The 21,175-nt window shown below is 60.4% G+C and carries 19 protein-coding genes and 1 pseudogene; 3 read left to right on the top strand and 17 right to left on the bottom strand.

The window, feature by feature from the left end:
• Window positions 1-16 precede the first annotated feature (16 nt).
• Genes ACQZ45_RS25960 through ACQZ45_RS25935 form a run of 6 tightly spaced genes read right to left on the bottom strand, consistent with a single transcriptional unit; the run spans window position 17 to window position 6,501 of the window.
• Complete coding sequence (locus tag ACQZ45_RS25960) at window positions 17-1,060, bottom strand: carbohydrate ABC transporter permease (protein WP_003518047.1); 1,044 nt, start codon at window positions 1,058-1,060, stop codon at window positions 17-19.
• A complete protein-coding gene (locus ACQZ45_RS25955; RefSeq protein ID WP_003518048.1) occupies window positions 1,053-2,021 on the bottom strand; it encodes a carbohydrate ABC transporter permease in 969 nt (322 codons plus the stop codon). The genes ACQZ45_RS25960 and ACQZ45_RS25955 overlap by 8 nt, the downstream gene beginning before the upstream one ends.
• A gap of 57 nt (window positions 2,022-2,078) precedes the next feature.
• Entirely contained in the window at window positions 2,079-3,347 is a 1,269-nt protein-coding gene (locus tag ACQZ45_RS25950) for an ABC transporter substrate-binding protein (protein WP_060642176.1), read from the bottom strand.
• A 22-nt stretch (window positions 3,348-3,369) separates the two neighbouring features.
• On the bottom strand, window positions 3,370-4,443 hold the full coding sequence (locus tag ACQZ45_RS25945; RefSeq protein ID WP_060642177.1) for a Gfo/Idh/MocA family protein: 1,074 nt from the start codon (window positions 4,441-4,443) through the stop codon (window positions 3,370-3,372).
• Entirely contained in the window at window positions 4,440-5,456 is a 1,017-nt protein-coding gene (locus ACQZ45_RS25940; RefSeq protein ID WP_019566602.1) for a Gfo/Idh/MocA family protein, read from the bottom strand. The genes ACQZ45_RS25945 and ACQZ45_RS25940 overlap by 4 nt, the downstream gene beginning before the upstream one ends.
• The gene (locus tag ACQZ45_RS25935) at window positions 5,449-6,501 is read right to left on the bottom strand and encodes a Gfo/Idh/MocA family protein (protein ID WP_060642178.1); all 1,053 of its coding nucleotides are present in this window, start codon (window positions 6,499-6,501) and stop codon (window positions 5,449-5,451) included. Before ACQZ45_RS25935 ends, ACQZ45_RS25940 begins: the two co-directional genes overlap by 8 nt.
• Window positions 6,502-6,607: 106 nt before the next feature.
• Here ACQZ45_RS25935 and ACQZ45_RS25930 point away from each other — a divergent pair, with 106 nt between their 5' ends.
• Window positions 6,608-7,321 carry a GntR family transcriptional regulator gene (locus ACQZ45_RS25930; protein ID WP_003518055.1) on the top strand — a complete coding sequence of 238 codons (714 nt, stop codon included), beginning with the start codon at window positions 6,608-6,610 and terminating at the stop codon, window positions 7,319-7,321.
• Window positions 7,322-7,356: 35 nt separating this feature from the next.
• A complete protein-coding gene (locus ACQZ45_RS25925; protein ID WP_162685962.1) occupies window positions 7,357-8,280 on the top strand; it encodes an SMP-30/gluconolactonase/LRE family protein in 924 nt (307 codons plus the stop codon).
• 150 nt (window positions 8,281-8,430) lie between these two features.
• Here the strand turns inward: ACQZ45_RS25925 and ACQZ45_RS25920 are convergent, their stop codons facing one another.
• From ACQZ45_RS25920 to ACQZ45_RS25900, 5 genes and pseudogenes are all read right to left on the bottom strand, one after another.
• The gene (locus ACQZ45_RS25920; protein ID WP_080849893.1) at window positions 8,431-9,027 is read right to left on the bottom strand and encodes an NUDIX domain-containing protein; all 597 of its coding nucleotides are present in this window, start codon (window positions 9,025-9,027) and stop codon (window positions 8,431-8,433) included.
• A 27-nt stretch (window positions 9,028-9,054) separates the two neighbouring features.
• A complete protein-coding gene (locus tag ACQZ45_RS25915) occupies window positions 9,055-9,900 on the bottom strand; it encodes a PhzF family phenazine biosynthesis protein (protein WP_080849892.1) in 846 nt (281 codons plus the stop codon).
• A 43-nt stretch (window positions 9,901-9,943) separates the two neighbouring features.
• Complete coding sequence (locus ACQZ45_RS25910; RefSeq protein ID WP_080849891.1) at window positions 9,944-10,726, bottom strand: pyrroline-5-carboxylate reductase; 783 nt, start codon at window positions 10,724-10,726, stop codon at window positions 9,944-9,946.
• Window positions 10,727-10,870: 144 nt separating this feature from the next.
• A pseudogene (locus tag ACQZ45_RS25905) lies at window positions 10,871-11,355 on the bottom strand (aromatic-ring hydroxylase C-terminal domain-containing protein); the annotation flags it as partial.
• Window position 11,356: 1 nt separating this feature from the next.
• Window positions 11,357-12,205 carry a LysR family transcriptional regulator gene (locus ACQZ45_RS25900; protein ID WP_025595263.1) on the bottom strand — a complete coding sequence of 283 codons (849 nt, stop codon included), beginning with the start codon at window positions 12,203-12,205 and terminating at the stop codon, window positions 11,357-11,359.
• A 152-nt stretch (window positions 12,206-12,357) separates the two neighbouring features.
• Between ACQZ45_RS25900 and ACQZ45_RS25895 the strand changes: the two genes are divergently transcribed.
• The gene (locus tag ACQZ45_RS25895; RefSeq protein WP_019566594.1) at window positions 12,358-13,878 is read left to right on the top strand and encodes an MFS transporter; all 1,521 of its coding nucleotides are present in this window, start codon (window positions 12,358-12,360) and stop codon (window positions 13,876-13,878) included.
• Window positions 13,879-13,903: 25 nt separating this feature from the next.
• On the opposite strand, the gene ACQZ45_RS25890 is transcribed toward ACQZ45_RS25895, so the two are convergent.
• The 6 genes from ACQZ45_RS25890 to ACQZ45_RS25865 all read right to left on the bottom strand — a co-directional run bounded on the left by ACQZ45_RS25890 (window position 13,904) and on the right by ACQZ45_RS25865 (window position 21,140).
• The gene (locus ACQZ45_RS25890; protein WP_080849890.1) at window positions 13,904-15,085 is read right to left on the bottom strand and encodes an acyl-CoA dehydrogenase family protein; all 1,182 of its coding nucleotides are present in this window, start codon (window positions 15,083-15,085) and stop codon (window positions 13,904-13,906) included.
• Window positions 15,086-15,197: 112 nt separating this feature from the next.
• Entirely contained in the window at window positions 15,198-16,301 is a 1,104-nt protein-coding gene (locus tag ACQZ45_RS25885; RefSeq protein ID WP_003518064.1) for an LLM class flavin-dependent oxidoreductase, read from the bottom strand.
• Window positions 16,302-16,493: 192 nt separating this feature from the next.
• Complete coding sequence (locus ACQZ45_RS25880) at window positions 16,494-17,573, bottom strand: LLM class flavin-dependent oxidoreductase (RefSeq protein WP_413372814.1); 1,080 nt, start codon at window positions 17,571-17,573, stop codon at window positions 16,494-16,496.
• Window positions 17,570-19,309: a dipeptide ABC transporter ATP-binding protein gene (locus ACQZ45_RS25875; protein WP_003518066.1), complete on the bottom strand. Its 1,740-nt coding sequence runs from the start codon at window positions 19,307-19,309 to the stop codon at window positions 17,570-17,572. The genes ACQZ45_RS25880 and ACQZ45_RS25875 overlap by 4 nt, the downstream gene beginning before the upstream one ends.
• A complete protein-coding gene (locus tag ACQZ45_RS25870; RefSeq protein WP_003518068.1) occupies window positions 19,288-20,136 on the bottom strand; it encodes an ABC transporter permease in 849 nt (282 codons plus the stop codon). Before ACQZ45_RS25870 ends, ACQZ45_RS25875 begins: the two co-directional genes overlap by 22 nt.
• Window positions 20,133-21,140, bottom strand: coding sequence for an ABC transporter permease (locus ACQZ45_RS25865; RefSeq protein WP_003518071.1), 1,008 nt, complete (start codon window positions 21,138-21,140; stop codon window positions 20,133-20,135). Before ACQZ45_RS25865 ends, ACQZ45_RS25870 begins: the two co-directional genes overlap by 4 nt.
• Window positions 21,141-21,175: the final 35 nt, after the last annotated feature.

The raw sequence follows: 21,175 nt of genomic DNA, 5'->3' as shown, positions 1-21,175 counted from the left end.
TTCCCTCCCTTGAGGATCATTTTCCGCCGGTCGATGCGATGCCGGTGGCGATATATTTTTGCAGGAACATGAAGACCAGCGCGATTGGCGCCAATGTCAGCACCGTCATGGCCAGCAGGTTGCTCCACTCTGTCGTCATTTCTCCCTGGAAGGAGTTGAGCGCCAGTTGCAGGGTGAAATTGTCGTTGCGCGTCAGCACGATAAGCGGCCACAGGAAGTCGTTCCAACGCCACATGATGGCGAGGATGGCCAGCACCGCTAGCGCCGGTGCAGACAGTGGCAGGATGATGCGCCAGTAGATTTTCCATTCGCTGGCCTTGTCCATGCGTGCCGCATCTAGGATTTCATCCGGGATGGTCAGCATGTACTGGCGCAGCAGAAATACGCCTGTCGGTGTGGCCGCTCCTGGAATGATCACACCCCACAGGCTGTTGATCATGCCGAGCTGGCTGGTGATGAGAAAAAGAGGAACGAGCACGACGGTCTGCGGGATCATCAACGTTCCGACGACGAGTGCCAGAACCACGCCTCTGCCCTTGAAGCTGTATTTCGACAGTGCAAAGGCCGCCATCGAGTTCACGATCAGCATGATGACGGTCGACGTCACCGTTATGAAGGTCGAGTTCCAGAAATAAAGCGGAAAGTTGAAGCGCTGGAAAAGCTCGGTGTAGTTCTCCGTCGCCAGTGCCACCTTCTCGGCCGGGCGCAGCTCGTTGAACGGCATCTTCATGACTTCGCCGGGCTTTGCCGGATCCACCACCTGGGCGACGAGCCCGACGCGCCTGATCATGCCGAGCTTGCGGCCTTCCTTGTCGACAAAGGCCGGCAAAGGTGCGGCCTGACCGTCAATGACCACGGTTTCCTGCGCATAGGGAAGCAGGCGCGGCGGAAACCGCTGGAGGTCGGCTTCCGTCTTGAAGGAGGAGAGAACGAGCCAGAGAACGGGTCCGAACATCATCAGAACGGCAACGCCGAGATAGGCGTAGGACAGCCAGTCGGTCCAGTGCAATTTGCCGTTTCTGCCGCGTGTGCGGGTTAGAAATGCGCCAATCCTAGCCATCGACTTTGCTCCTGTTGGCCCGGAATTGCAGGGCAGTCAGCACCACGAGAACCACGGCAAGCAGCAGCGAAGCGGCCGCGGCCAGTCCGAAGTTGCGGGGTGTTCCGGCAAAACCAGTCTGATAGATGAATTGAATGATGAAGGTCGTTGCCGAACCCGGCCCACCGCCGGTAAATGCGAAGACTTCATCGAAGGTCTGTACGCCCTTGATGAGGGACAATACGAGAACCACGAGCATGGTCGGGGCGAGAAGCGGCATTGTGATCCGGCGGAAAATCCGCCACGGGCTTGCCTTGTCCAGCTGTGCCGCCTCATAGACGTCACGCGGAATGGCCTGAAGACCGGCAAGCAGGATGAGCGTGTAGAAGCCCATATGCGCCCAGACGGACAGGAATACCGACCATCCAAAGGCAAGGTTGGCCTCCAGCAGCCAGTCCACCGAACCGATACCGAGGGAATCGAGCGCAGCGTTCAGGACGCCGAAACGCTGCAATATCCACTTCCATATCAGCGCCACGACCACCGGTGAAAGCAGCACGGGAAAGAAGAAGACGGCGCGGAAGAAACCGCGTGCCCTGATGTCACGGTTGAGCACGACCGCCGTAATCAGAGAGAAGCCCACCATGAACCCGACCTGCAGCACCACGAAGAAAAGCGTGTTCCAGACGGAGCGCCAGAAAAGATCGCGCTGACAGGAATTGGGATCGAAATAGTTCTGGCACGAGAGAAGGACCGAGAAGTTTTCGCCGCCCACGGAGGGGCGTTCCGACAGCAGGATATGCTCGCTGCCTGTCACTGAATAAGCCATGTTGAGAACGATCGGCAAAAACGCGAAGACCGCAAACAACAGGAGGTTGGGTGTCAGAAACACCCATGCGATGCGCCGATGCCCGAGCATTTTCTGCAAGAGGGCGAAAGGCAGCTCTATGATGCCCATGACGGGCGCAAGAAGTCTGTACATTGATGGTCCTCCTTCGATCCGGCGCGGCGCGGCAAGGCCGCGCCGGAAGGCGATGGATCACTTCGCCTGTTTCAACGCTTCCTCAAGATCGGCCTTCGCACGTGTCATGGCGTCGTCGACCGTGCTTTCGCCAACAATCGCCTGCGTGACGCGCTGGACGGAAATGTTGAACATCGCACGGTTGTTCTTGTAGCCCTGATAGGCGTAGGCGATGGGGCTGATACCAGGGACCTGATCCAGCCACGCGTTCATGGCCTTCTGGGTCGCCGGGGTTGCGCCGGTGTAGTCGATAGGCTTTGCGCCGACGGCCTTGTGAGCCGGGACGTTGCGGGTACGGACGGTGAAATCGAGGTAATTTTCGTCCTGCGCGAGGAAGTTCAGAATATCCGCGACGATCTTGGGGTTCTTGGTCTGCTTGAAGCCCACGATACCCGTTCCGCCTGGCATGCCGGTGCATGCGGCCGGTCCGCATGGCTGCGACACGACTTCCCAGTCGAAAGCATCGCCGACCTGACTGTCGAAGCGCGCTGTCTGCCAGCTGCCGGAATAATAATAGACGAGCTGACCGTTGATGAATTCCTGCGCCGCATCGCGGTAGGTGTTGCCACCCTGACCGGCCCAGACGTCACGCGCCATGGTGCCGTCCTTGTTCCACTCGACGAATTTCTTCACGAAAGTGGTGAAGCCTTCGTCGACCAGGATCGGCTTGCCGTCGGCGTCGAAAAGTTTCGCACCGTAGGAAATAGCCGGACCTGCGATACGGTGACCGGAGCGGTCGATCGCCATGGGGTATGGCGAGCCGGTGGCCTTGGCCACTTCATTTGCGGCCTTCGCCCAGTCGTCAAAAGTCGCATCCTTGCCGGGAACGGCGACTTTCGCCTGATCGAACAAGGTGCGGTTGATGAAGGCGCCGGTAATGGTAAGCTGCGTCTGCATACCATAGATGCCCTTGTCGTCGGGGCCGCTACGATACCATTTCAGCACATCGCCGAAATTGTCCTGCCAGTACTTCGCATCCACGTAGGGCGTCAGGTCGAGATAATAGCGATTGAGGCCGCCAAGATCGGTGACGGTTGCGAAATCCGGGCCGCTGCCGCCGGCGAGCTGCACCGGCAGGCCTTCGAGAAGCGCCTTGTAGGGCACGATATCCGTAACGATCTTGACGTCAGGATGCTGTTTTTCGTAACGCGACAGGATGTCCTTCAGGACCTCGCAGCCGTTGCCGTCATAGGCGCAGGTGAAGCGAACTTCCTGTGCCTCAGCGGCACCGGCAAAAGATGCCGTCCCCAGGGCCAAGGCAAACGCCAGGCTGTATTTTCTGCTCATCTGGTTTCCTCCCTTTAGATGATTATGCCGTGGCGGACGCGCGCGGAGCCCAACCCTTGAGCCGCTCATTGTCAGCGGTCAGCGGCAGGCGAACGGCCGTGCCTTCCTGTACCGATGTGTAGATCGCGGTTACGAGTTCGATGGACTGCAAGCCGTCCGTAATCGTCACTTCCTTGCCCGCGCGACCCTCCATCGCATTGGCAATCGCCTCGACAAAACCGGTGAAGCCGTTTTCGCCATCTTTAACCGTTGCGAGGACGGCGTCGATCTGGTCCTGCGTGGTCGGCGCCCGCGCCGTAAAGTGCCATTTATCTTCCGCCGGACGATAGGGCAGCGTTCCGCTTTCGGCCGTGAAGCCTTCGAAGCAGAACCGCAGACGGGACGTGTCGTCGGCTGCACCAAGCGTGACCGAGCTGGTGGCGAGCGCGCCGCTCTTCATGCGGAAGCTGATGGCGGCGCAGTCTTCCGTCTCGATCCTGTTCACCCGGGTGTCGGCCATGGCGAAGACCTGTTCCACCGGACCTAGGACATGGCACAGAAGGTCGTGGGCATGGATGGCGTGACCGAGGATCGCGCCGCCGCATTCACCCTTCCAGGTGCCGCGCCAGGGAATGTCGTAGTAGCTCGCGCCACGGTTCCAGTGAACTTCCGAGCTTGCCACATAGGCTTTGCCAGCAAGTCCGGCGTCGATGAGGGCGCGCAGCTGCCGTAGGGCGGGACCAAAACGATACTGGAAAACCGGAAAGACGCGCCGTCCGGTCTTCTTGACAGAGTCCATCAGCGCATTTGCTTCCTCCAGCGAACGCACCAGCGGCTTTTCGCAGACCACGTCCTTGCCGGCCGCGTGGGCCTTCAGCATTACGGGGAAATGCAGATGCGGCGGCAGGCAGACGTCTATGAGCGAAATGCTTTCATCGGCGAGGACTTCTTCGAGATCCGCCGTGATGCGGATGGAAGAATTTTCGCCAGCCACCGCCCGTGCCCGCTCCACATCAAGATCGCAGATCGCCTTGACGGTGAAACGTTCCGGCAGCGCCAGATAACCGGTGAGATGCTGTGCGCCGATACCGGCGCCGATAATGGCGACGCCGATCATGCTGCGGTTCCTTCAGCCTTGGCCTGCGCCTGAAGCGAGAGGTCACAAACCTTGAAGACGTGTTCCTGCGTCATGGCAGTTTCCGTGCGGTTGCGGATATCGTCGCATACACGGGCGAAGTAGGGCAGGCCGGCACCGGATGCGTCGATATATTCGCAACGGTCGCCATTGACGAGGATCAGACGGTCTGTGCCCTCGGTGTTGCCGACATCGACGTATTTGCGCAGTTCGATGTAACCTTCGGTACCGAGGATCGTCAGGCGGCCATCACCCCATGTCGGCAGTGCATCGGGTGTGTACCAGTCGACGCGGATATACCCATGGCCCTTGTCGCCGCGCAGCACGACTTCGCCGAAATCCTGCAGGCCCGGATCGCCCGGATTGGCGTAATTGGCAACGGTGGCAGATACGATCTCAACCTCGGTGGAGCCGGTAAAGAACATGAACTGGTCGATCTGGTGGCTGGCAATATCGGTGAGAATGCCGCCATAGGCCTCGCGTTCGAAGAACCATGTCGGGCGAATTTGTCGGTTCAGGCGGTGCGGACCAAGGCCAACCGTCTGGATGACGCGGCCGATGGCACCCTGTGCAACCAGCTCGGCGGCTTTCGTGACGCTCGGGACTTCGAAGCGCTCGGAAAAATCGACGGTCCAGATTCTTTTGGTCTTGGCAACGGTCTGGCGCAGGCGCTCAAGCTGGTCGAACGTGGTGCAGCCCGGCTTGTCGGACATGACGTCCTTGCCCGCTTCCATGGCAGCGATGGCAAGATCGGCACGCTTGGACGGAATGTCGGCAATGATGACGAGATCGATGGTTTGGTCAGCCAGCAAATCCTCCTTGGAGGCAGCACGCGGCACGTCCGGGAAGCGCTTTACGAAACCTTCGACCACGTCCGGCTCGCCTTGCGTCCACCAGCCCGCAAATTGCGCACCGGCATCCAGCATGTTCTGCGCCATGCCGAAAATGTGCCTGTGCTCTATGCCGAGAGCCACGAACTTGATTGGTTTACTCATCCTGCAGTTCCACTTCCTTGCCGGTTTCGGCTGAGTTGATGATCGCGTCGATCAGTCTGTGAGACAAAAGAGCTGCTTCACCGGTGACGACCGGCGGGCGCCCTGAAGAAATGGCGTCGACGAAATCGTCGAAAACGCCCTGATGCCATTCATGCGTGAAAGCCATAGGATCGGCGCCGCCGCCGGTGCCGGAAGCGGCACCACCGAAGGTTTCCTGGCGGCCGTCGCGCCAGTCGACATGCAGCAGGCCGGATGCGAGCCGCAGGCTTGCCTTGTCGAAATGGAGAAGAATGGATTCAGGCGCACCGGGAAAGCTTGCGGTGCTCGCGACGAGCGAGCCGACGGCGCCGTTTTTGAAACGAAGGCCGGCCGATACGTAATCCTCGGTTTCCATCTTGTGAAAACGCGTCGTTGCCGCCATGGCCTGCACGCGGGCCACGGGGCCTGCAAGGCTCAGGGCCAGATCGATCGTGTGGATTGCCTGCGATATCAGAACGCCGCCGCCGTCACGCGCAAGCGTGCCGCGTCCCGGCTCATCATAATAGGCCTGGGTACGCCACCACGGCACCGAAATCTCGCAAAGGCCTAGTTCGCCGAGCGTGCCGGATGCGACCAGTTCGCGTGCCTTTTGCGATGCGGCGCGCATGCGGTGCTGGAAAATGATACCGAGCGTTACACCCGCATCGCGGCAGAGCGCTACCAGATCGGCCGCTTCCCGCGTGTTGCGGGCGACAGGCTTTTCGAGAAGAATGTGTTTGCCGGCTCTTGCAAGCGGACCGACGATATCGGCGCGGGCATTGGGCGGCGTTGCGATGATGGCGAAATCGACATCCCGGTCACGCGCGGCTTCCTCGAATGACGCGTATACGGCAACGTGGTGACCGGTGTGTTTTGCCGCTTCGGCAGCCAGCGCTTTCGCGCGGCCGGAGCCACCGTCGACAATCGCTTTCAGGCGGATTTTTTCAGGGCTTGCCGCACAGGCAAGCACATGCGTCTTGGCTACCATTCCGGCACCAACGATGACGCAGGTCTTGATATTTTGCATTCGGGAGCCTCCTTCCCATGGCCATTCAATTGCATACCGGTATGCCGGTTGTCAACACACCAGTGTTCCGGTATACCGGTTATAGAGAAAGACATTTGGAGAGCGTATGCCAAAGATCCCGATGACAGGCGGCACGGTGCCGATGATGGAACGACTGGATTTCAACCGACCGGTTGTGGACCAGATCTATTCGGCGCTGAAATCTGCCATCCTTTCGCGGGAGCTGTTTCCGGGCCAGGCCGTGTCGGAAAACGAGATTGGCCAGTCCTTCAACTCCAGCCGCACCCCGGTGCGCGAGGCGTTGAGCCGGCTGCGAGATGACGGTTTGATCGTCACCCTGCCGAGCCGCGGGACCTATGTCTCCAGACTGTCGGACAAAAATATCCGCAGCGCGCAGTTCATTCGTGAGGCGCTGGAGGTTGCCGCTGCCCGCAGGCTCTGCCAGACCGGCATTCCGGCCGAAGCGGACCAGGAAATCCTGCATGCGCTGGAAGGCCAGCGTGTGGCGATGGAGCTTGGCGACAAAAAGGCCTTCCGTATCCATGACGACCAGTTCCACAGCGCCCTTGCCGCCGCAACCGGCCTCGAAAGGCTGGAGACCCTGTTGATCCGGGAAAAGGCTGGGCTAGACCGCTTGCGAGCGCTGGCGATTACCGACGAAGCACACATGGCCAGACTGCTGACGGAGCATGAGGCCGTCTACAATGCAATAAAGGCGCGTGAGGAGGAGAGCGCGGTGGATTATCTGCGCCAGCATCTCCGCCGCGTCCTCGGCATTCTGTCGCAGATCTTCGAAGCACATCAGGAATATTTCGAATAACGCCACGCTGCGCAATTCAACGGTTCAGACAGAAAATGACAACAGCAAATTTCGACAACGCGCCTGCGATCGATCAGGCAGGACTCCTGTGCGACCAAATCAGCATTCTTGCGGAAAGCCCGGTGTGGGACGAAAGACGTCAGGTCCTGTTCTGGTGCGACATTCTTGGCAAGAAGCTACGTTCAGCTGGGCTGGGCGGCGTCCAGTATCGTGAATGGACGTTCCCGGAAACCGTCTCCAGTCTTGGGCTCTGTCAGAGCGGTGATCTGATTGCCGCTTGCGGGATGGATATACTCATCCTCAATCCGGAAAGCGGCGCGCGGCGCACACTTCATTCCATTCCCGCACCTGAAGGCATCGCCTGCCGGCTGAATGACGGACGTGTCGGTCCGGATGGAGCTTTCTGGGTTGGTACCATGCACAATGTCCCGCTCTCGCAGATGCAGCCCCATGGAGAGCTCTGGCGTATTACGAATAACGGGGCCGAACGTATCCAGACCGGACTGACATGTCCCAACGGCCTCGCTTTTTCGCAGGACGGTTCCGTCATGTGGCAAAGCGATTCCGTGCAGAAATGGATACGCAGGCGGAATTTCGACAAAACCAACGGTGTATTTGATGAAGGCGTGCTCGTCGCACAAATGCAGGAAGAGACCGGAAGGCCCGATGGTGGATGTCTTGACATAAGCGGCCGATATTGGAGCGCGGGTGTCTCTGCCGGCGTTTTGAACATTTTCTCGGAAGACGGCAGTCAACAGATCGGGACAATAAGGATGCCTGTTCCGCATCCAACGATGCCCTGCTTTGGCGGGCCGGATTTCGGCTCGCTTTTCGTGACATCGCACCGCCATAACATGACGCAAGACAGGCTGAGCGAGGTACCTCTTTCCGGTGGCGTTTGGATCATTCCGTCCGACATCAAGGGCTTTCCCGCATTCCGTTTTGAGGATGGCAGGTGAAGCCAAAATCGTAAGTCTTCGAGCTTTGTCGCCCCTCCAACGCAAGTGATGGGTTTCGGCCAGTCTACGTCAGGCAAATTCGCCCTGTTCAACCCTGTAGTCTGGCCGTAATCAGCATCGCTTCCGCATTGGTAGATATTGCGGTCGAGATCAGCGTGTTCCGTGCTTTTCCTGCAAAAGCCGGATGGTGAGGTGCTGGAGCAGAACGATGGTCTTGGCGTCGCGAATATCGCCGCGGCCGATCATCTGCATAGCGTCTGGCAGAGCGATTTCCAGCACGTCTATGTCTTCTCCCTCGTCCGCGGAGCCGCCGCCTGTGCCCACTTTATGGTTCTCGGCATATTCGCCGTAGAAAAAGGCGAGGTATTCGGTGACCGATCCGGGGCTCATATAGATATCGAACAGATGGGTGAGTTCGGAAACCTCATAACCGGTCTCCTCCATCAGTTCCGCACGCATGCGCGCTGCCGGTTCAGCGCCTTCCAGCAGCCCCGCTGGTGTCTCGATCAGCGACTCGAGGCCGCCGTTCAAGAGAACCGGCAAACGGAACTGGCGGGTGAGCAAAACATGGTCGTTTGCGGGGTTGTACAACAGGCATGTCGCTCCGTTGCCGCGATCATAAGCCTCCCGGGTCTGCCGTTGCCAGCTTCCGTCCCTTAGCTGAAGTTCATACTCATATTTGGTCAGCCGTCCCCAATCATCCGCCAATACGCGTTGCGAAATCGGGCGGTAAACACTGCTATTCATCAAGTCACCTCGTCATTATCTGTCTTTTCAAAGGCCGTGCAGCCGGCCTTCGACTTGCGTGCGCGTCTCGCCGCCGACCCATATCTGGCCGGTATCATCGCGGGTCAGGTAAATGCGGCCTTGACGGCCAAGACGTGTGCCCTGGGCGGCGACATAGTCTTCCGCGACCACGCCTGTCGCAAACAGCCATTGCGCCAGCGAGGCGTTGAGGCTTCCGGTGACAGGATCCTCGGCGATGGCGCCCAGATGATCGCTGAAGAAGGCGCGAACCTCGAAGGCGGCTTCGCCGCCATTTGCGTGCGGACCAACGACGCCAACGTCAATGCGGCCGGGCCAGCTGCGGACCGGCTCAAGGGCAAGCACCTTCTCAGCCGATGCCAGCCTGATCCCCAACCAGCCGGGGCCATTGTCGATCCATGCGGCATCAACGATGTCGCGTGTCTCTATTGCCAGCAGCTGCCGGGCCTCTTCCAGCTCTGCGGGTGTCGGCGCGCCTGAACGGATAAGGGGCGGAGCGGCAAAGGAAAGTCGACCATGCGCGTGACGGATCGTGACCAGACCGGCACCACACTCCTGAACGATGCCCGTTTCGCTTTTGGGCAGGCCGTTTTCGGAGAGCCAGGCATGGCAAGTGCCGAGCGTAGGGTGTCCGGCAAACGGCATCTCCCGGTCCAGTGAGAATATCCGGACACGGTAATCAGCCTGGGGGTGGGTGGGCGGCAGCAGAAACGTGGTTTCGGACAGATTGAACCACCGCGTCAATCGCTGCATGTCATCCGTGGTCAAGGTGTCTGCACCCGTGACGACCGCCAGCGGATTGCCAGAAAGCGGGCCGGAGCCGAATACATCGATCATATGGATAGTAAAGGTCATGGCATCGTTCTTTCAGTTCGGATCGATTGTCGGCGCGCACTGTCTACTGCGTAATCCGTTCCAGCACGCGGCTCAATGCCCGCTTCAATGCGCTCGAACCGCCATTGCCGTCAAAGTCCTGAAGAACCTGCTCGTTCAGGCCACCCTTGGTGGCGAATTCGCGGCTGAGATCGGTAAAGTCCGTGTCCTTGCCGGCAAGCAGCGCCACTTCGGAGAGGCCGGCGAAGAGGGGTGCGAGATAGGCGCGGCCCTTTTCTTCCGGCAGGCCGTTTTCGGCCAACCACTCCGTCGTCTGTTGCAGAATGCCGAAATAGGTTGCCATCAGGGCGCTTGCGGCGGCGAGAAGGTCGTATTCCGCCTTTGTTTCACATTCCACCGCATTGCCGAGCACGTTGAAGATCGCGGTGGTATCCGCATCGGAGGGGTAAACGGCCGTGACGCCTTTGCGGCGGGCGACAAAAGGCAGCGGGATCGCCTGGGTCAGGCGCACATCCGCGCCGATCCAGTCAAGCAGTGCATGTCGACCGGTTGCGGCAACGACGCTTATGACTTTCTGCCCCTCGCGAAACCGCAGCGGCCGGATGACGTCCTCGGCGATCTGCGGGCGGATGGCCAGAACGACGGTATCGCAGCCGTCGACAATCGCCTGATTGTCGCTGGAGACGATCACCTGCGGGAAATCGGCGGCAAGCCTGGCCGAGATATCCGCGCTGCGTTGGGACACCATGACATGCGGCACGGCGGCAGGCGTGCTGAGGAGCCCCCGCACCATCGCATCGGTGATAGCGCCGGTTCCGATAAAGCCGATTTTCTGGGGAAGGGACATGATGACTCCATTGCATTGATAGGAAGGACGATACATCGGTACGGTTGACGCAGGAAGGCAATGAAACAATCTCGAGATTGCCGGGGGCTGGCATATCTGCCGAAGAATTGGCTTGGCAACCGGATCGGCCACTTCACATACCCGTTAAATCTCTCCGAACCAACGGGCTGCTGCCCTTGCGAATTTCTCCTTGTCCGGAGCAGACTCCGTGGCACAGGCGACGATACCATCGGGGCGCACAAGGACTGTGCTCAAGCCCAATTGATCGATGGCATTGCCGGCGACATGGGAGATCCGGCCGTTCCAGCGGCCTGCCAGCGCTTCAAGCGATGCGTCCGCGCTAAAATTCAAAAGCAGACCTTTGCCCTCTCTCAGAAGTTCGCCGGTCCTCCTCCCGTCCGCCAGTGCGAAGTCCGGAACGCTGCAGCCCACCAGCGGATGGTTGCCGCTAGCTCATAGCGGAGGGAAATGCCCCATACTCGTTCGGCGAAATATGTCGGGCCGTCGCGGGTCTCGATGATATCGCGGATGATGGCTTCCAGCGCCCGTGTAATCCGGCTTGGGCGCTTCAGTGCGACCTGGGCGCGCGACCAGTCAAGGACCTGTGCACCCACTGGGTGTCGCTCACAGTCACGGCCGATGCTCCCGGAAAGCGGCGGCCAGTGTGCGCAGCGCCTCACGGGATCTGCTGTCGGTAAGGGTCGAGAACATCACGATCTCGGTGGAAGGCAGCGGCGGGAGGCTGAAACGCTGGCTGACCTCGATTGTACCGGGTGGCGCCAGGCGGCAGGAGAATGCCGAAATGGCGAGACCTGCCGAAACGGCCGCGGTCACCATCGATGAGGTGCCGCCAAGAAAGACTTCCGTCCACGCGATGGCGGCGGAATCAAGAGCACGGGCGGCGATGTCACGTACACCGCAGGCGGGCGAAAGCGCCGCCAGTCGCAGCGGCTCGCCCTGACGATGCTCGAATTGCGGGGCTGCGAACCAGCCGAAATGCTCTGGCCCGAGCACTTCGCCATCACGCCTGTCATCCTCGCGCCGGATGATTGCAGCATCGATCTCGCCGCGGTCGAAGGCATCCAGCAACGTGCGGGAATTGTCCATCCGCACTTCTATCGTCAGTCCCGGATCGTGCGCGTTGAGCCGCGCCAGCAGCGTTGGCACTTCCGGCCCGGCAACATGGGCGGCGATGCCAAGGCCAAAGCGTCGGCGCGTGGAAAAAAGCCCTGCCATGGCGCGATCGTGCGCGGCAAGGAATTCGCGCGCTGGTGTGAGAAACACGGCGCCTTGCGCGGAAAGCCGCACCGAACGCGGCGTCCGTTCAAGAAGCCGCTGGCCGAGCCGGTCTTCCAGTCGCTTGAGCTTGACGCTGATGGCACCCTGCGTGGTTCCGAGCGTTTCGGCAGCGCGGGTGAAGCTCTGCAGATCGGCGATGGTGACGAAAGCCTGAACGGCATCCACATCCAGAGTGGTCACTTTTAATAATCCAAATTTGTTGTCTCTGAAATATCCAAGCATCCAATTCAGTTATGGTCAAGCTTTCACTAATTTGCCTTGGACTCTGCAAAACACGGATCGAAGCGGGCATGTCTTCTGATGCTTCGGTCCGAACCACGAAAGGCTGAAGAATGACCCTTGCCGTTACCGCGCCAACCCGGAGTAGAAGTGCCATTGCGCTCGCTGCCGTCTGTCTCTCCGCTCTGATGTTCGGGCTGGAAATCTCCAGCGTGCCGGCGATCCTGCCGACGCTCGAGCAGGTGCTGCACGCGGATTTCCGGCAGCTGCAGTGGATCATGAACGCCTATACGATCGGCGTGACGATGGTGCTGATGGCAACCGGCGCGTTGGCCGACCGCTTCGGTCGCAAACGCGTCTTCATCGCGACCATCGTCGCTTTCGCCATTTCCTCCCTCGCCTGCGGCATGACTGAAAGCGTGGCGGTGCTGATCGGCGCCCGCTTCCTTCAGGGACTAAGCGGTGGAGCGATGCTGGTATGCCAGATCGCCATTCTGTCACATCAGTTCCGCACGGCCCGCGAGCGTGGAATGGCTTTCGGCTGGTGGGGTATTGTCTCCGGCGTCGGGCTGGGTTTCGGGCCGATCATCGGCGGAGCCATCGTTGCGCTGTGGAGCTGGGAGTGGGTATTCCTCGTTCACGTGGCGCTCGGCATCGTGACACTGTTCCTTGCCGCAAGCGGTGTGGAAGAATCGCGTGATCCGGATGCGACCCGTCTTGATCTTGCCGGTATCGCCACACTCTCGGTTGCCGTGTTCTGCCTTGCGTTTTTCATCACCCAAGGACCGGAACTCGGCTTTGCCAGTTCAAAGGCACTTCTGATCCTTGGTCTATCAGTCGCGAGTTTTATCGCCTTCGTGATCGTCGAAAAGCTCACTCCAAGGCCGATGTTCGATTTCTCCGTATTTCGCATCCGGCCATTTTCCGGCGCGATTATCGGCTCGGCGGCGATGAACATCAGCTTCTGGCCGTTCATGATCTACCTGCCGATCTGGTTTCAGGCGGGCCTTGGTTATGACAGCGTCACCGCCGGTCTCGGTCTGCTTGCCTATACGCTGCCAGCGCTGGTCGTACCGCCGTTGGCCGAGCGTCTGTCGCTGCGTTATCAACCCCGTCTTGTCGTCCCGGCCGGGCTGTTCACCATCGGTCTCGGTTTCATGCTGATGAAACTTGGCAGCAGTGTCGCAGATGCGAGCTGGCTCACCATGCTGCCCGGCTGCATCCTGTCCGGTGTCGGGCTTGGCCTCACCAACACGCCGGTCACCAATACGACAACCGGTGCCGTTCCCGCTGCCCGTTCCGGCATGGCCTCCGGCATCGACATGAGCGCGCGAATGATCTCGCTTGCCATCAACATCCCGATCATGGGCTTCATTCTGGTTGAGGGCGTCTGGTCGTCGCTTAGGGCCAACCTGCCGTCCGGCGCGGATTTGCCCGCCCTGCGTTCGCTCGCGGAGAAGATCGCGGCGGGAACCGCGGGATCGTCGGTGGAGCGTGTTTCGGATGCACTCGTCCATCAGGCACTCGCAGACGGTTTCGGTCTGGTCATGCTTTATGCTGGCATCAGTGTCTGGTTGCTCGCCGCTCTGAGCTTTGTGGTTTTCGGCCCGGCGCGAAAGCTTGCCCACGGTTAGTGGTGCCCTGGCGCTGGGACGATAGTCAGGCGGATTTCAGGATTTGCAGTCCTGCCGAAGGTTGGGCGGCCGCAGTCTCCTCGCGGCTCCAGCGGCCAAAGGCGGAGCGGCCCAAAATCGCAATCGACGTATCCTCCTGCGGCGCATGGACGAGCACCGTCTGGATGTCGCGGAAATGTCGTTCGAGGCCCAGTTCGCTACCAAGACCTGGATTGCCGATGCCGCGCACTGCGATCTCGACGGCATCACGCAGCTGCCGGCCGGCAAGCAGCCTTGCCCTGATGAATCCTTCCGCATCGCCATTGTTGTTTTCGAGCGTGCCGAAAATGATCTGGCGGGCGCCGGAGACCAGAAGATCGATTTCGCCTGAAAGCGTTATGAAACGTTCCGTGCGGGCGATTGGATGGCCGAGATTGGCCGGCACACGCTCATGCGCGAAGCGGATGAACTTGGCCTGAGCGGCTTCTGCCACGCCGAGGTAAAGCGCTGTCAAAGCCAGCGTGAGTGCCGCATGCGCCCGGTTGTCCTGCTGGGCGACCGATGGATCGACGAGGTCGATGACGTTTTCCGCCGGGATTTCGACATTGGCATATTCGACATCGTGCGATCCCGTAGCGCGCATGCCGAGGCTCTGCCAGTTCTCGATGACCTTGATGCCCGGCAACCCGTTCGGCACCACGAATGTTCCCACCCGCGCCGGCGTTTCGTCAGTATGCGCCCAGACAAGGAAATGCGTGAGACCATATGCGCCCGTCACGAAGCGTTTTCGGCCCGTGATAGACCAGCCATTGTTTGTCCGGCGGGCGAGCGTCGCGGGCAGGCCACCGCGCGCCGGCGACCCCAGCTCCGGCTCGACACGCGCGGCATTGAGCAGCAACGGCCGTTGTTTGGCGTCCGTCAGAAGCCGCCGGTAGAGATCTTCGGGCCAGTGGTTTTTCGCGGCCTGGGCGAGATGGGTAAAGATCGTCATGGCGCTGATCAGCGCCACGGAAGGATCGCCCCGGCCAAGTGCCGCGAGAATGTGGGCGGTATCGGCAAGCGTCGCTCCCTGGCCGCCATAACGTGTCGCAACTGTGCTTTCGAGGAGGCCGTTTTCGTGAACGGCACGGATACCCGTCCAGGGAAACTGGCCAGTCTGGTCCGCATCCGGTGCGGCCTGTTCAAGGATGCGAGCGGTTGCGTCTAGGACAGTTGGGTCATGAGACATGCGTGGTCGAGGCTCTCTGTCTGTGGGGAATACCATTTCCCCATCAGGGGCGATTGGCTCCGTCCGCACTTCAAAAAAATGCCCGGTCAGGCGACCGGGCCGGATCGCGGCATCATGCAGCGGTCTTTTTCTTCGCATCTTCCCGTTCGCGAATGCCTTCGCGGACAAGCGGCAGGATGTAGCGGCCATAATCCACCGCGTCGTTGTAATTGTCGTAGCCGCGGATCGAGATCAGGTCAGCGCCAAGATCGATGTAGTCGAGGATGGAATCCGCAATGGTGCGTGGCGAACCGACCAGCGCAGTGGTGGCGCCGCTGGCATTGGTGGCGGTGACCGTCGGATACCAGAGGGCGCGATCATGCACATCGCCGCGTGCGGCGATTTCCAGAAGCCGTTGCGAACCGACATTGGCCGGGCGCGGCGCGTTGAGCGGCGCGCGTGTTACACCTTTCTGGCGGTTCTCGTTCAACCGATCCAGAGTTCTGTGAGCCTTTTCCCAGGCAAGCTCATCCGTCTCGGCGACGATTGGCCGGAATGTGACCCAGATCCGGGGGCGATCCGTGCGGCCCGCCTTTGCGGCTTCCGCATAGACCCGCTCGATCTGCTGCTTGGTTTCGGCAAGCGGCTCTCCCCACAGGCCGAAGATATCGCAGAGCGAACCACCGATGCGATAGGCGGCGTCCGAGGAGCCGCCGAGCGAAATCGGAATAAGCCCGTTTGTGGGCCGCACCGCGCTGCGGAATTGCTTGAACTGGTAATATTTTCCGTCGAAGTCGAAGGGTTCTTTCGAGGTCCAGGCCAGGCGCAGGATGCGGATATATTCCTCCTGGCGCTCATAGCGTTCTTCCTTGTTGAGGAAGTCGCCTTCACGCGCCTGTTCTTCATCGCTGCCGCCGGCAATGAAGTGCACCACGACACGCCCGCCGCTCAACTGATCGAGCGTCGCGAGCGACTTGGCCGCAACTGTGGGATAAACCGTGTTCGGCCGCAGGGCGACGATGATCTTGATGTTTTTCGTGTGCGCGAGCACCGTGGCGCCCAGCGTGAAAGGATCGAAAGACGATGAGGAGTAGGGGATCAGCGTATAGTTGAAACCGTAATCATCAAGGGCGCGGGCATAGCGCTCCAGAAAAACAGGATCCACAGGTGCGTCTGGAACGGGGTTTAGATCGTTCGATGCATTGGGAAAGCTTACGCTGATAAATTCCGCGGACATGGGCGCTCCTTCAGGTTCAATGCAAGCATGTTAGGGCGCGGCGCAGGAACGAGGAAGACAGGTCTTTCTTTTTCTATCGAATATGTAGAAAATATTCCCTGTGACGGCCTTCGATATAGGACCAGCAACCGCCGCCGCGTTTCCGTCTTCAAGTCGCTGCCACGAAGTGGCAATTGCTCGGTGCCCTAACGGTTAAAAGGTGGGCGACCAGCCCAGGCCCGGAGCCAACGTGTCCGCCAGATCGGTCAGCAGTTGTATGTTTTCGGCGAGACCGAAGGCAGGCGGCAAAAACAGCACGACCTCATCGGCTGCTGCAAGGCCCGGATCGTTGAATACCGATTCCAGCACCTGATTGGGCGTGCCCTGGAAAACGGGCGAAATTTGAAACCCCGCTGGCTGGGCTGCCTGTTCGAGAGCGCCTTTGGGGCGAGACGCGGCAATACCCTTGGTACGCCGCTCCAGATCATAGGCGGCGTATTTTTCGCGAAGCTCGGCCGTGGTGCCAACCAGGATGGAGGCGGCGACGGCGACCGGAGGCGGTTCCGTTGTCCATGTCTTGCGCCATGTGGAACGGAAGGCCTCGATGATGCGGGCCTGATATTCCCCGAAGCTCTCGCCTTCTGCCTGATCGTGCTGGACGGTTCCCGAGATAAGGCCGATGCCGAGTTCCGCCGCCTGCACAGCCGAAGCAATGCTTGCTGCACCCTGCCGGATGCGCGAACGCAGTGTCGGGCTATGCGGCGTGACACGCAGTGCCGTGCCCTCCGGGTTGGATTGGCCGCCTTCGACACGGTGCAGGACATCGCCAGCGATTGCCGAGAGGAAGCGGGCCTGACGACGTCTGGCCTCTGTGCGGGCATCGGTGTCGACCGTGCCGAATACCGCGTCAAAGGCGGCGTTTGCGCCGGTCGAAATGGCAAGTTCCAGTCGCCCATCAATCAAAAGATCGGTCGTGCCGGCCGCCTCGGCAAGCAGGATCGGATCCTGATAGCGCATGGGGATGACCGCAGAACCGAGCGTAATATGCCGGGTATGCTGGCCGGCAGCGGCGAAGAACGGAAGTGGCGAGGACAGATAGTGGTCGAAATGCCGCTGATAGGCCCAGCCGGACTGGTAGCCCAGTTGTTCGGCAGCCTTGAACAGTTCGATACCCTCACGCAGCCCCTGCGCCGGCCCGGCATCGTCGCTGAAGGATACACGGGTATTGAAGCCGAGCCGCTGTTTGGGGCGGAAGGACGTGGACGCAGTATCGATGGGTGCAGCGATGGTCATGCGATCTTTTCCTTATCGTGAACCCGCCGGGGCAGCGGCTGTGGCGCACGGGCGATGGTTGCGGCACCGGATGGGATCGATTCCAGCAGCGACGCAGTATAGGGGTGCTGCGGATTGTCGAAGATATCGACGACCGTTCCATGTTCGACGATACGCCCGCGCTGCATCACGGAAACGGTGTGGGCGAGCTGGCGTACCAGTGCCAGATCATGGGAGACGAAAACATAGGTCAGGCCGAGCTTCGCCTGCAGCGAGAGCAGCACATCGACGATGTCTGCCTGGACGCTGACATCAAGTGCGGAGGTCGGCTCGTCGAGCACGATCACATCCGGTCGGAGAACCAGCGCCCTTGCAATGGCAACGCGCTGGCGCTGGCCACCCGAAAGGGCCGTCGGCTTGCGGTTGAGAAGGTGTTCGCTCAAGCCCACATTGGCCAAAGCCTCACGAACAGTTTCGAGCCGTTCCGCACGGGTTCCGATCTTGAAACGATCAAGCGGCTCGCGCACCAGCTGTTCGACACTCCAGGTGGGATCAAGCGAGGTAAACGGGTTCTGGTAAACGAACTGAAGATGGCGCCAGGTTGCACGCAGCGACGTGCGGGAGCGGCCGGTCAATTCTTCGCCGGCTACCGATATTGTGCCGGTGTCGGGTTCCTCGAGGCCAAGCAGCAGCCGAATGGTTGTCGTCTTGCCAGAGCCGGACTCGCCAACCAGCGCATGGGTGGTACCTGCAGGCACGTTGAAGGAGACGTTGTTGACCGCCGTCAGCACCCTGTCGCCGACCCTGAAATTCTTGGTGACGGCATTGACCGCGATCTTTGGCGTCGTGGTGGACTCTGCCTTCAGCAGACGGAAACCCGGATCGCGCAGCCGGGCGTAGCGATCCGGATTGAGTGCCGGCACGTCCGCATGCAGCTTCCTTGCATAGGCAGAGGCCGGTGCGGAAAACACCGATGCGGTGCTTCCGGCTTCCTGAACCTTGCCACCCTTCAGGACTACCAGCGAATCCGCCCGTTCGGCGGCGATCGCCAGATCGTGTGTGATGAGGAGCAGGCTGATATCCAGCTCGTGCTGCAACCGCGAGAGCAGATCGAGGATCCGCTTCTGGATCGTCACATCGAGCGCAGACGTTGGCTCGTCTGCGACCAGAAGTGACGGGCGCGGCAGAACCGCAAGGCCTATGAGCACCCGCTGCAACATGCCGCCGGATAATTGGTGCGGGTAGGACTCGTAGACAACACCCGGGTTTTCCAATCCCACCTGCGCGAAGGTCTCGAGAATGAGGGCCTTGCGGATCGCCTTGTCAGGCTCGTCGAGAAGTGCGGCCGCCTCCATGGCCTGCGCGCCGATTGTCCGCACCGGATTGAGCGAATTGCCTGGATCCTGCGGGACAAAGCCGATGGCGCGTCCCCGCAGCGGTCGGAAGTTGCGCTCTGGCAGTCCCAATATCTCCTGATCACCAAAGGTGACGTGGCCGGTGGCATGTCCCCCGCTTGGCAAAAGCCGAAGGACCGCGCGGGCGATTGTCGATTTGCCGGAACCGGACTCGCCAATGAGGGCAAGGCTCTTGCCACGGCCGAGTTCGAAACCGACATTGCTGACGACCTCCTGGCCTCCATAGGCAACCGAAAGATCGTTGACCCGGAGAAGCGGGACAGGAGCCTGCTGCGGCTGCGGTCTGGCCGCAAAGGTAACGGGGCGGGCGATAGTGGTGGTCAGTCTGTCTTGCGTAGCCATCGGCTGATCCTGTTTACAGAGAGGACGGTCGCGATTGTGACGAAGGCGGGGGCGTATACGAGCCACGGCCATTTGAGGTAGTCCTTGCCGATCGAGATCAGCAGGCCCCAGTCGGAGGCGGGCGGCGGGTCGCCGTATCCGAGAAAGGCAAGGCTTGCGATCACGAGGATCGACTCGCCGAACTGCAACACGGCAAGCGGCAGCACCGAGCGTGACGCGTTGGGCAGAACATGGCGCAGAAGGATGAACCAGCGCGAGCCGCCGAGCAGGTACGAAGCCTCCACGAATGTCGCCTGTCTGGTCTTGATGACCTCCGCACGCGTGACGCGGGCAAAGACCGCCACGGCGGAGACGCCGGTGGCGATGGCGGCATTGATGGTCTCGAAACCGATGGCGGTGACCACGATCACCGCCAGCAGAAACTTTGGAATTGCCAAGAGAACATCGACCAGCCGGGCAAGTGTGATATCGACCCAGCCGCCGAGAAAGCCCGCAAGAAGCCCGATGAGACCGCCAGCGAAGACGCCGATGACGACCGCGACGAGTGCGCTGGAGACGGAAGAGGACGTGCCATAAACGACGCGTGCGTAGACATCGCGGCCAAGGTGGTCGGTGCCGAACCAATGCGCAAGACTTGGGCCGAGCAATTTGTCCGTCGGCACCCCGACGACCGGGCTGTGACTGGTAAACAGGCCGGGCGCCAGTGACCAGGCGACGACGAGCGCGATAATGGCGAAGGACAAGGCGACGGTCAGCGGTATCCGCAGGCCTGTCAGCCTGTTTGCAGGGGTCGCACCCGGCAGGGAAGCGTTCGAGGCGAAAGTCATGGTGTCACCGCCTTGGTGGTGGTGGAGGAATCCTCTGTAATGGCCAAGCGAGGCTTTCGCGCGCCGAGAATTTGCACGCGTGGATCGAGCAGGGGATAAAGAAGATCGGCAATCAGGTTGACGAGCACGAACACCACGGCTCCCAGCGAAACGATCGCTTGCAGGACAGGCAGGTCCTGCGTGCTCACGGAGCGCTGCACCAGGCTGCCGAGACCGGTTCGCCCAAAGACAGACTCGGTGATGAGTGAATTGCCAAGCAGTTCACCGACGGTGATGGCGATCACGGTGACGACGGGCAACGAGGCAGGCTTGAGCAGATGCTGTGCAAACAGCCGCGCCTGTCCGATGCCGCGGCTGCGGGCGACGGCCGCGTATTCCTGTTCTGCCTCCCTGTCGAGGTTCGCTATAAGCACCTCGGCGATTTGCGCAGAGAAAGGAATTCCGATTGTGATTGCGGCAAACACCGTTGCCCAGAAGCTATCTGGTTCGATAACGCGGAAGAGGCGCAGCTGAAAGCCGAAGAGATGGATCAGTATCAGGCCAATCACAAAATTCGGTGTCGAGAGAAACAGCGATGGGAAAGCTCGTAGCAATCCCTGGCCGTAGCGCTTTGGTACCACCTGGGTTCCGTAAGCAACGGCCATTGCCAGAATCAAGGCGACGGCAAGTCCCGTGGATGCAAGGATCAGTGTCGATGGCAGCACTTCAGCGATGAGGGTCGCCACCGGCCGGTTGGAGCGCATCGACATGCCCAGATCGCCAGTCAGAAACCCCGACAGGGACGACCACAGCTGCACGAGAACCGGTCTGTCGAGGCCCTGCGCGGCGATGATTTCCGCGATCTCCTGCTCGGTGAACCCGTTTTGCGGGTTCCTGAGCACGCTGGTGATCGGGTCGCCAGGCAGGATGCTGACGACCACGAAGGTGAAGACATAGGCCAGCAGTATGACGACGACCGCCTGGCCAAGCCGCTTTGCGGCGTAGGTTAGGTAGGCATTGCTCATGCCGGTGACCTCCTTCAACGTTGCCTTGTTGTGCG

The organism is Agrobacterium sp. 16-2014-1-2a (assembly GCF_053522705.1).
Note: the sequence above shows the minus strand (reverse complement) of the source record. Positions and strands in the feature narration are given on the sequence as shown.

Coding starts and splice junctions, on each gene's coding strand:
- ACQZ45_RS25870 (WP_003518068.1), bottom strand. CDS start 20,136: ATGACTTTCGCCTCGAACGCTTCCCTGCCGGGTGCGACCCCTGCAAAC.
- ACQZ45_RS25915 (WP_080849892.1), bottom strand. CDS start 9,900: ATGACCTTTACTATCCATATGATCGATGTATTCGGCTCCGGCCCGCTT.
- ACQZ45_RS25925 (WP_162685962.1), top strand. CDS start 7,357: ATGACAACAGCAAATTTCGACAACGCGCCTGCGATCGATCAGGCAGGA.
- ACQZ45_RS25945 (WP_060642177.1), bottom strand. CDS start 4,443: ATGATCGGCGTCGCCATTATCGGCGCCGGTATCGGCGCACAGCATCTC.
- ACQZ45_RS25930 (WP_003518055.1), top strand. CDS start 6,608: ATGCCAAAGATCCCGATGACAGGCGGCACGGTGCCGATGATGGAACGA.
- ACQZ45_RS25955 (WP_003518048.1), bottom strand. CDS start 2,021: ATGTACAGACTTCTTGCGCCCGTCATGGGCATCATAGAGCTGCCTTTC.
- ACQZ45_RS25890 (WP_080849890.1), bottom strand. CDS start 15,085: ATGTCTCATGACCCAACTGTCCTAGACGCAACCGCTCGCATCCTTGAA.
- ACQZ45_RS25910 (WP_080849891.1), bottom strand. CDS start 10,726: ATGTCCCTTCCCCAGAAAATCGGCTTTATCGGAACCGGCGCTATCACC.
- ACQZ45_RS25875 (WP_003518066.1), bottom strand. CDS start 19,309: ATGGCTACGCAAGACAGACTGACCACCACTATCGCCCGCCCCGTTACC.
- ACQZ45_RS25935 (WP_060642178.1), bottom strand. CDS start 6,501: ATGCAAAATATCAAGACCTGCGTCATCGTTGGTGCCGGAATGGTAGCC.
- ACQZ45_RS25865 (WP_003518071.1), bottom strand. CDS start 21,140: ATGAGCAATGCCTACCTAACCTACGCCGCAAAGCGGCTTGGCCAGGCG.
- ACQZ45_RS25960 (WP_003518047.1), bottom strand. CDS start 1,060: ATGGCTAGGATTGGCGCATTTCTAACCCGCACACGCGGCAGAAACGGC.
- ACQZ45_RS25895 (WP_019566594.1), top strand. CDS start 12,358: ATGACCCTTGCCGTTACCGCGCCAACCCGGAGTAGAAGTGCCATTGCG.
- ACQZ45_RS25950 (WP_060642176.1), bottom strand. CDS start 3,347: ATGAGCAGAAAATACAGCCTGGCGTTTGCCTTGGCCCTGGGGACGGCA.
- ACQZ45_RS25920 (WP_080849893.1), bottom strand. CDS start 9,027: ATGAATAGCAGTGTTTACCGCCCGATTTCGCAACGCGTATTGGCGGAT.
- ACQZ45_RS25885 (WP_003518064.1), bottom strand. CDS start 16,301: ATGTCCGCGGAATTTATCAGCGTAAGCTTTCCCAATGCATCGAACGAT.
- ACQZ45_RS25940 (WP_019566602.1), bottom strand. CDS start 5,456: ATGAGTAAACCAATCAAGTTCGTGGCTCTCGGCATAGAGCACAGGCAC.
- ACQZ45_RS25880 (WP_413372814.1), bottom strand. CDS start 17,573: ATGACCATCGCTGCACCCATCGATACTGCGTCCACGTCCTTCCGCCCC.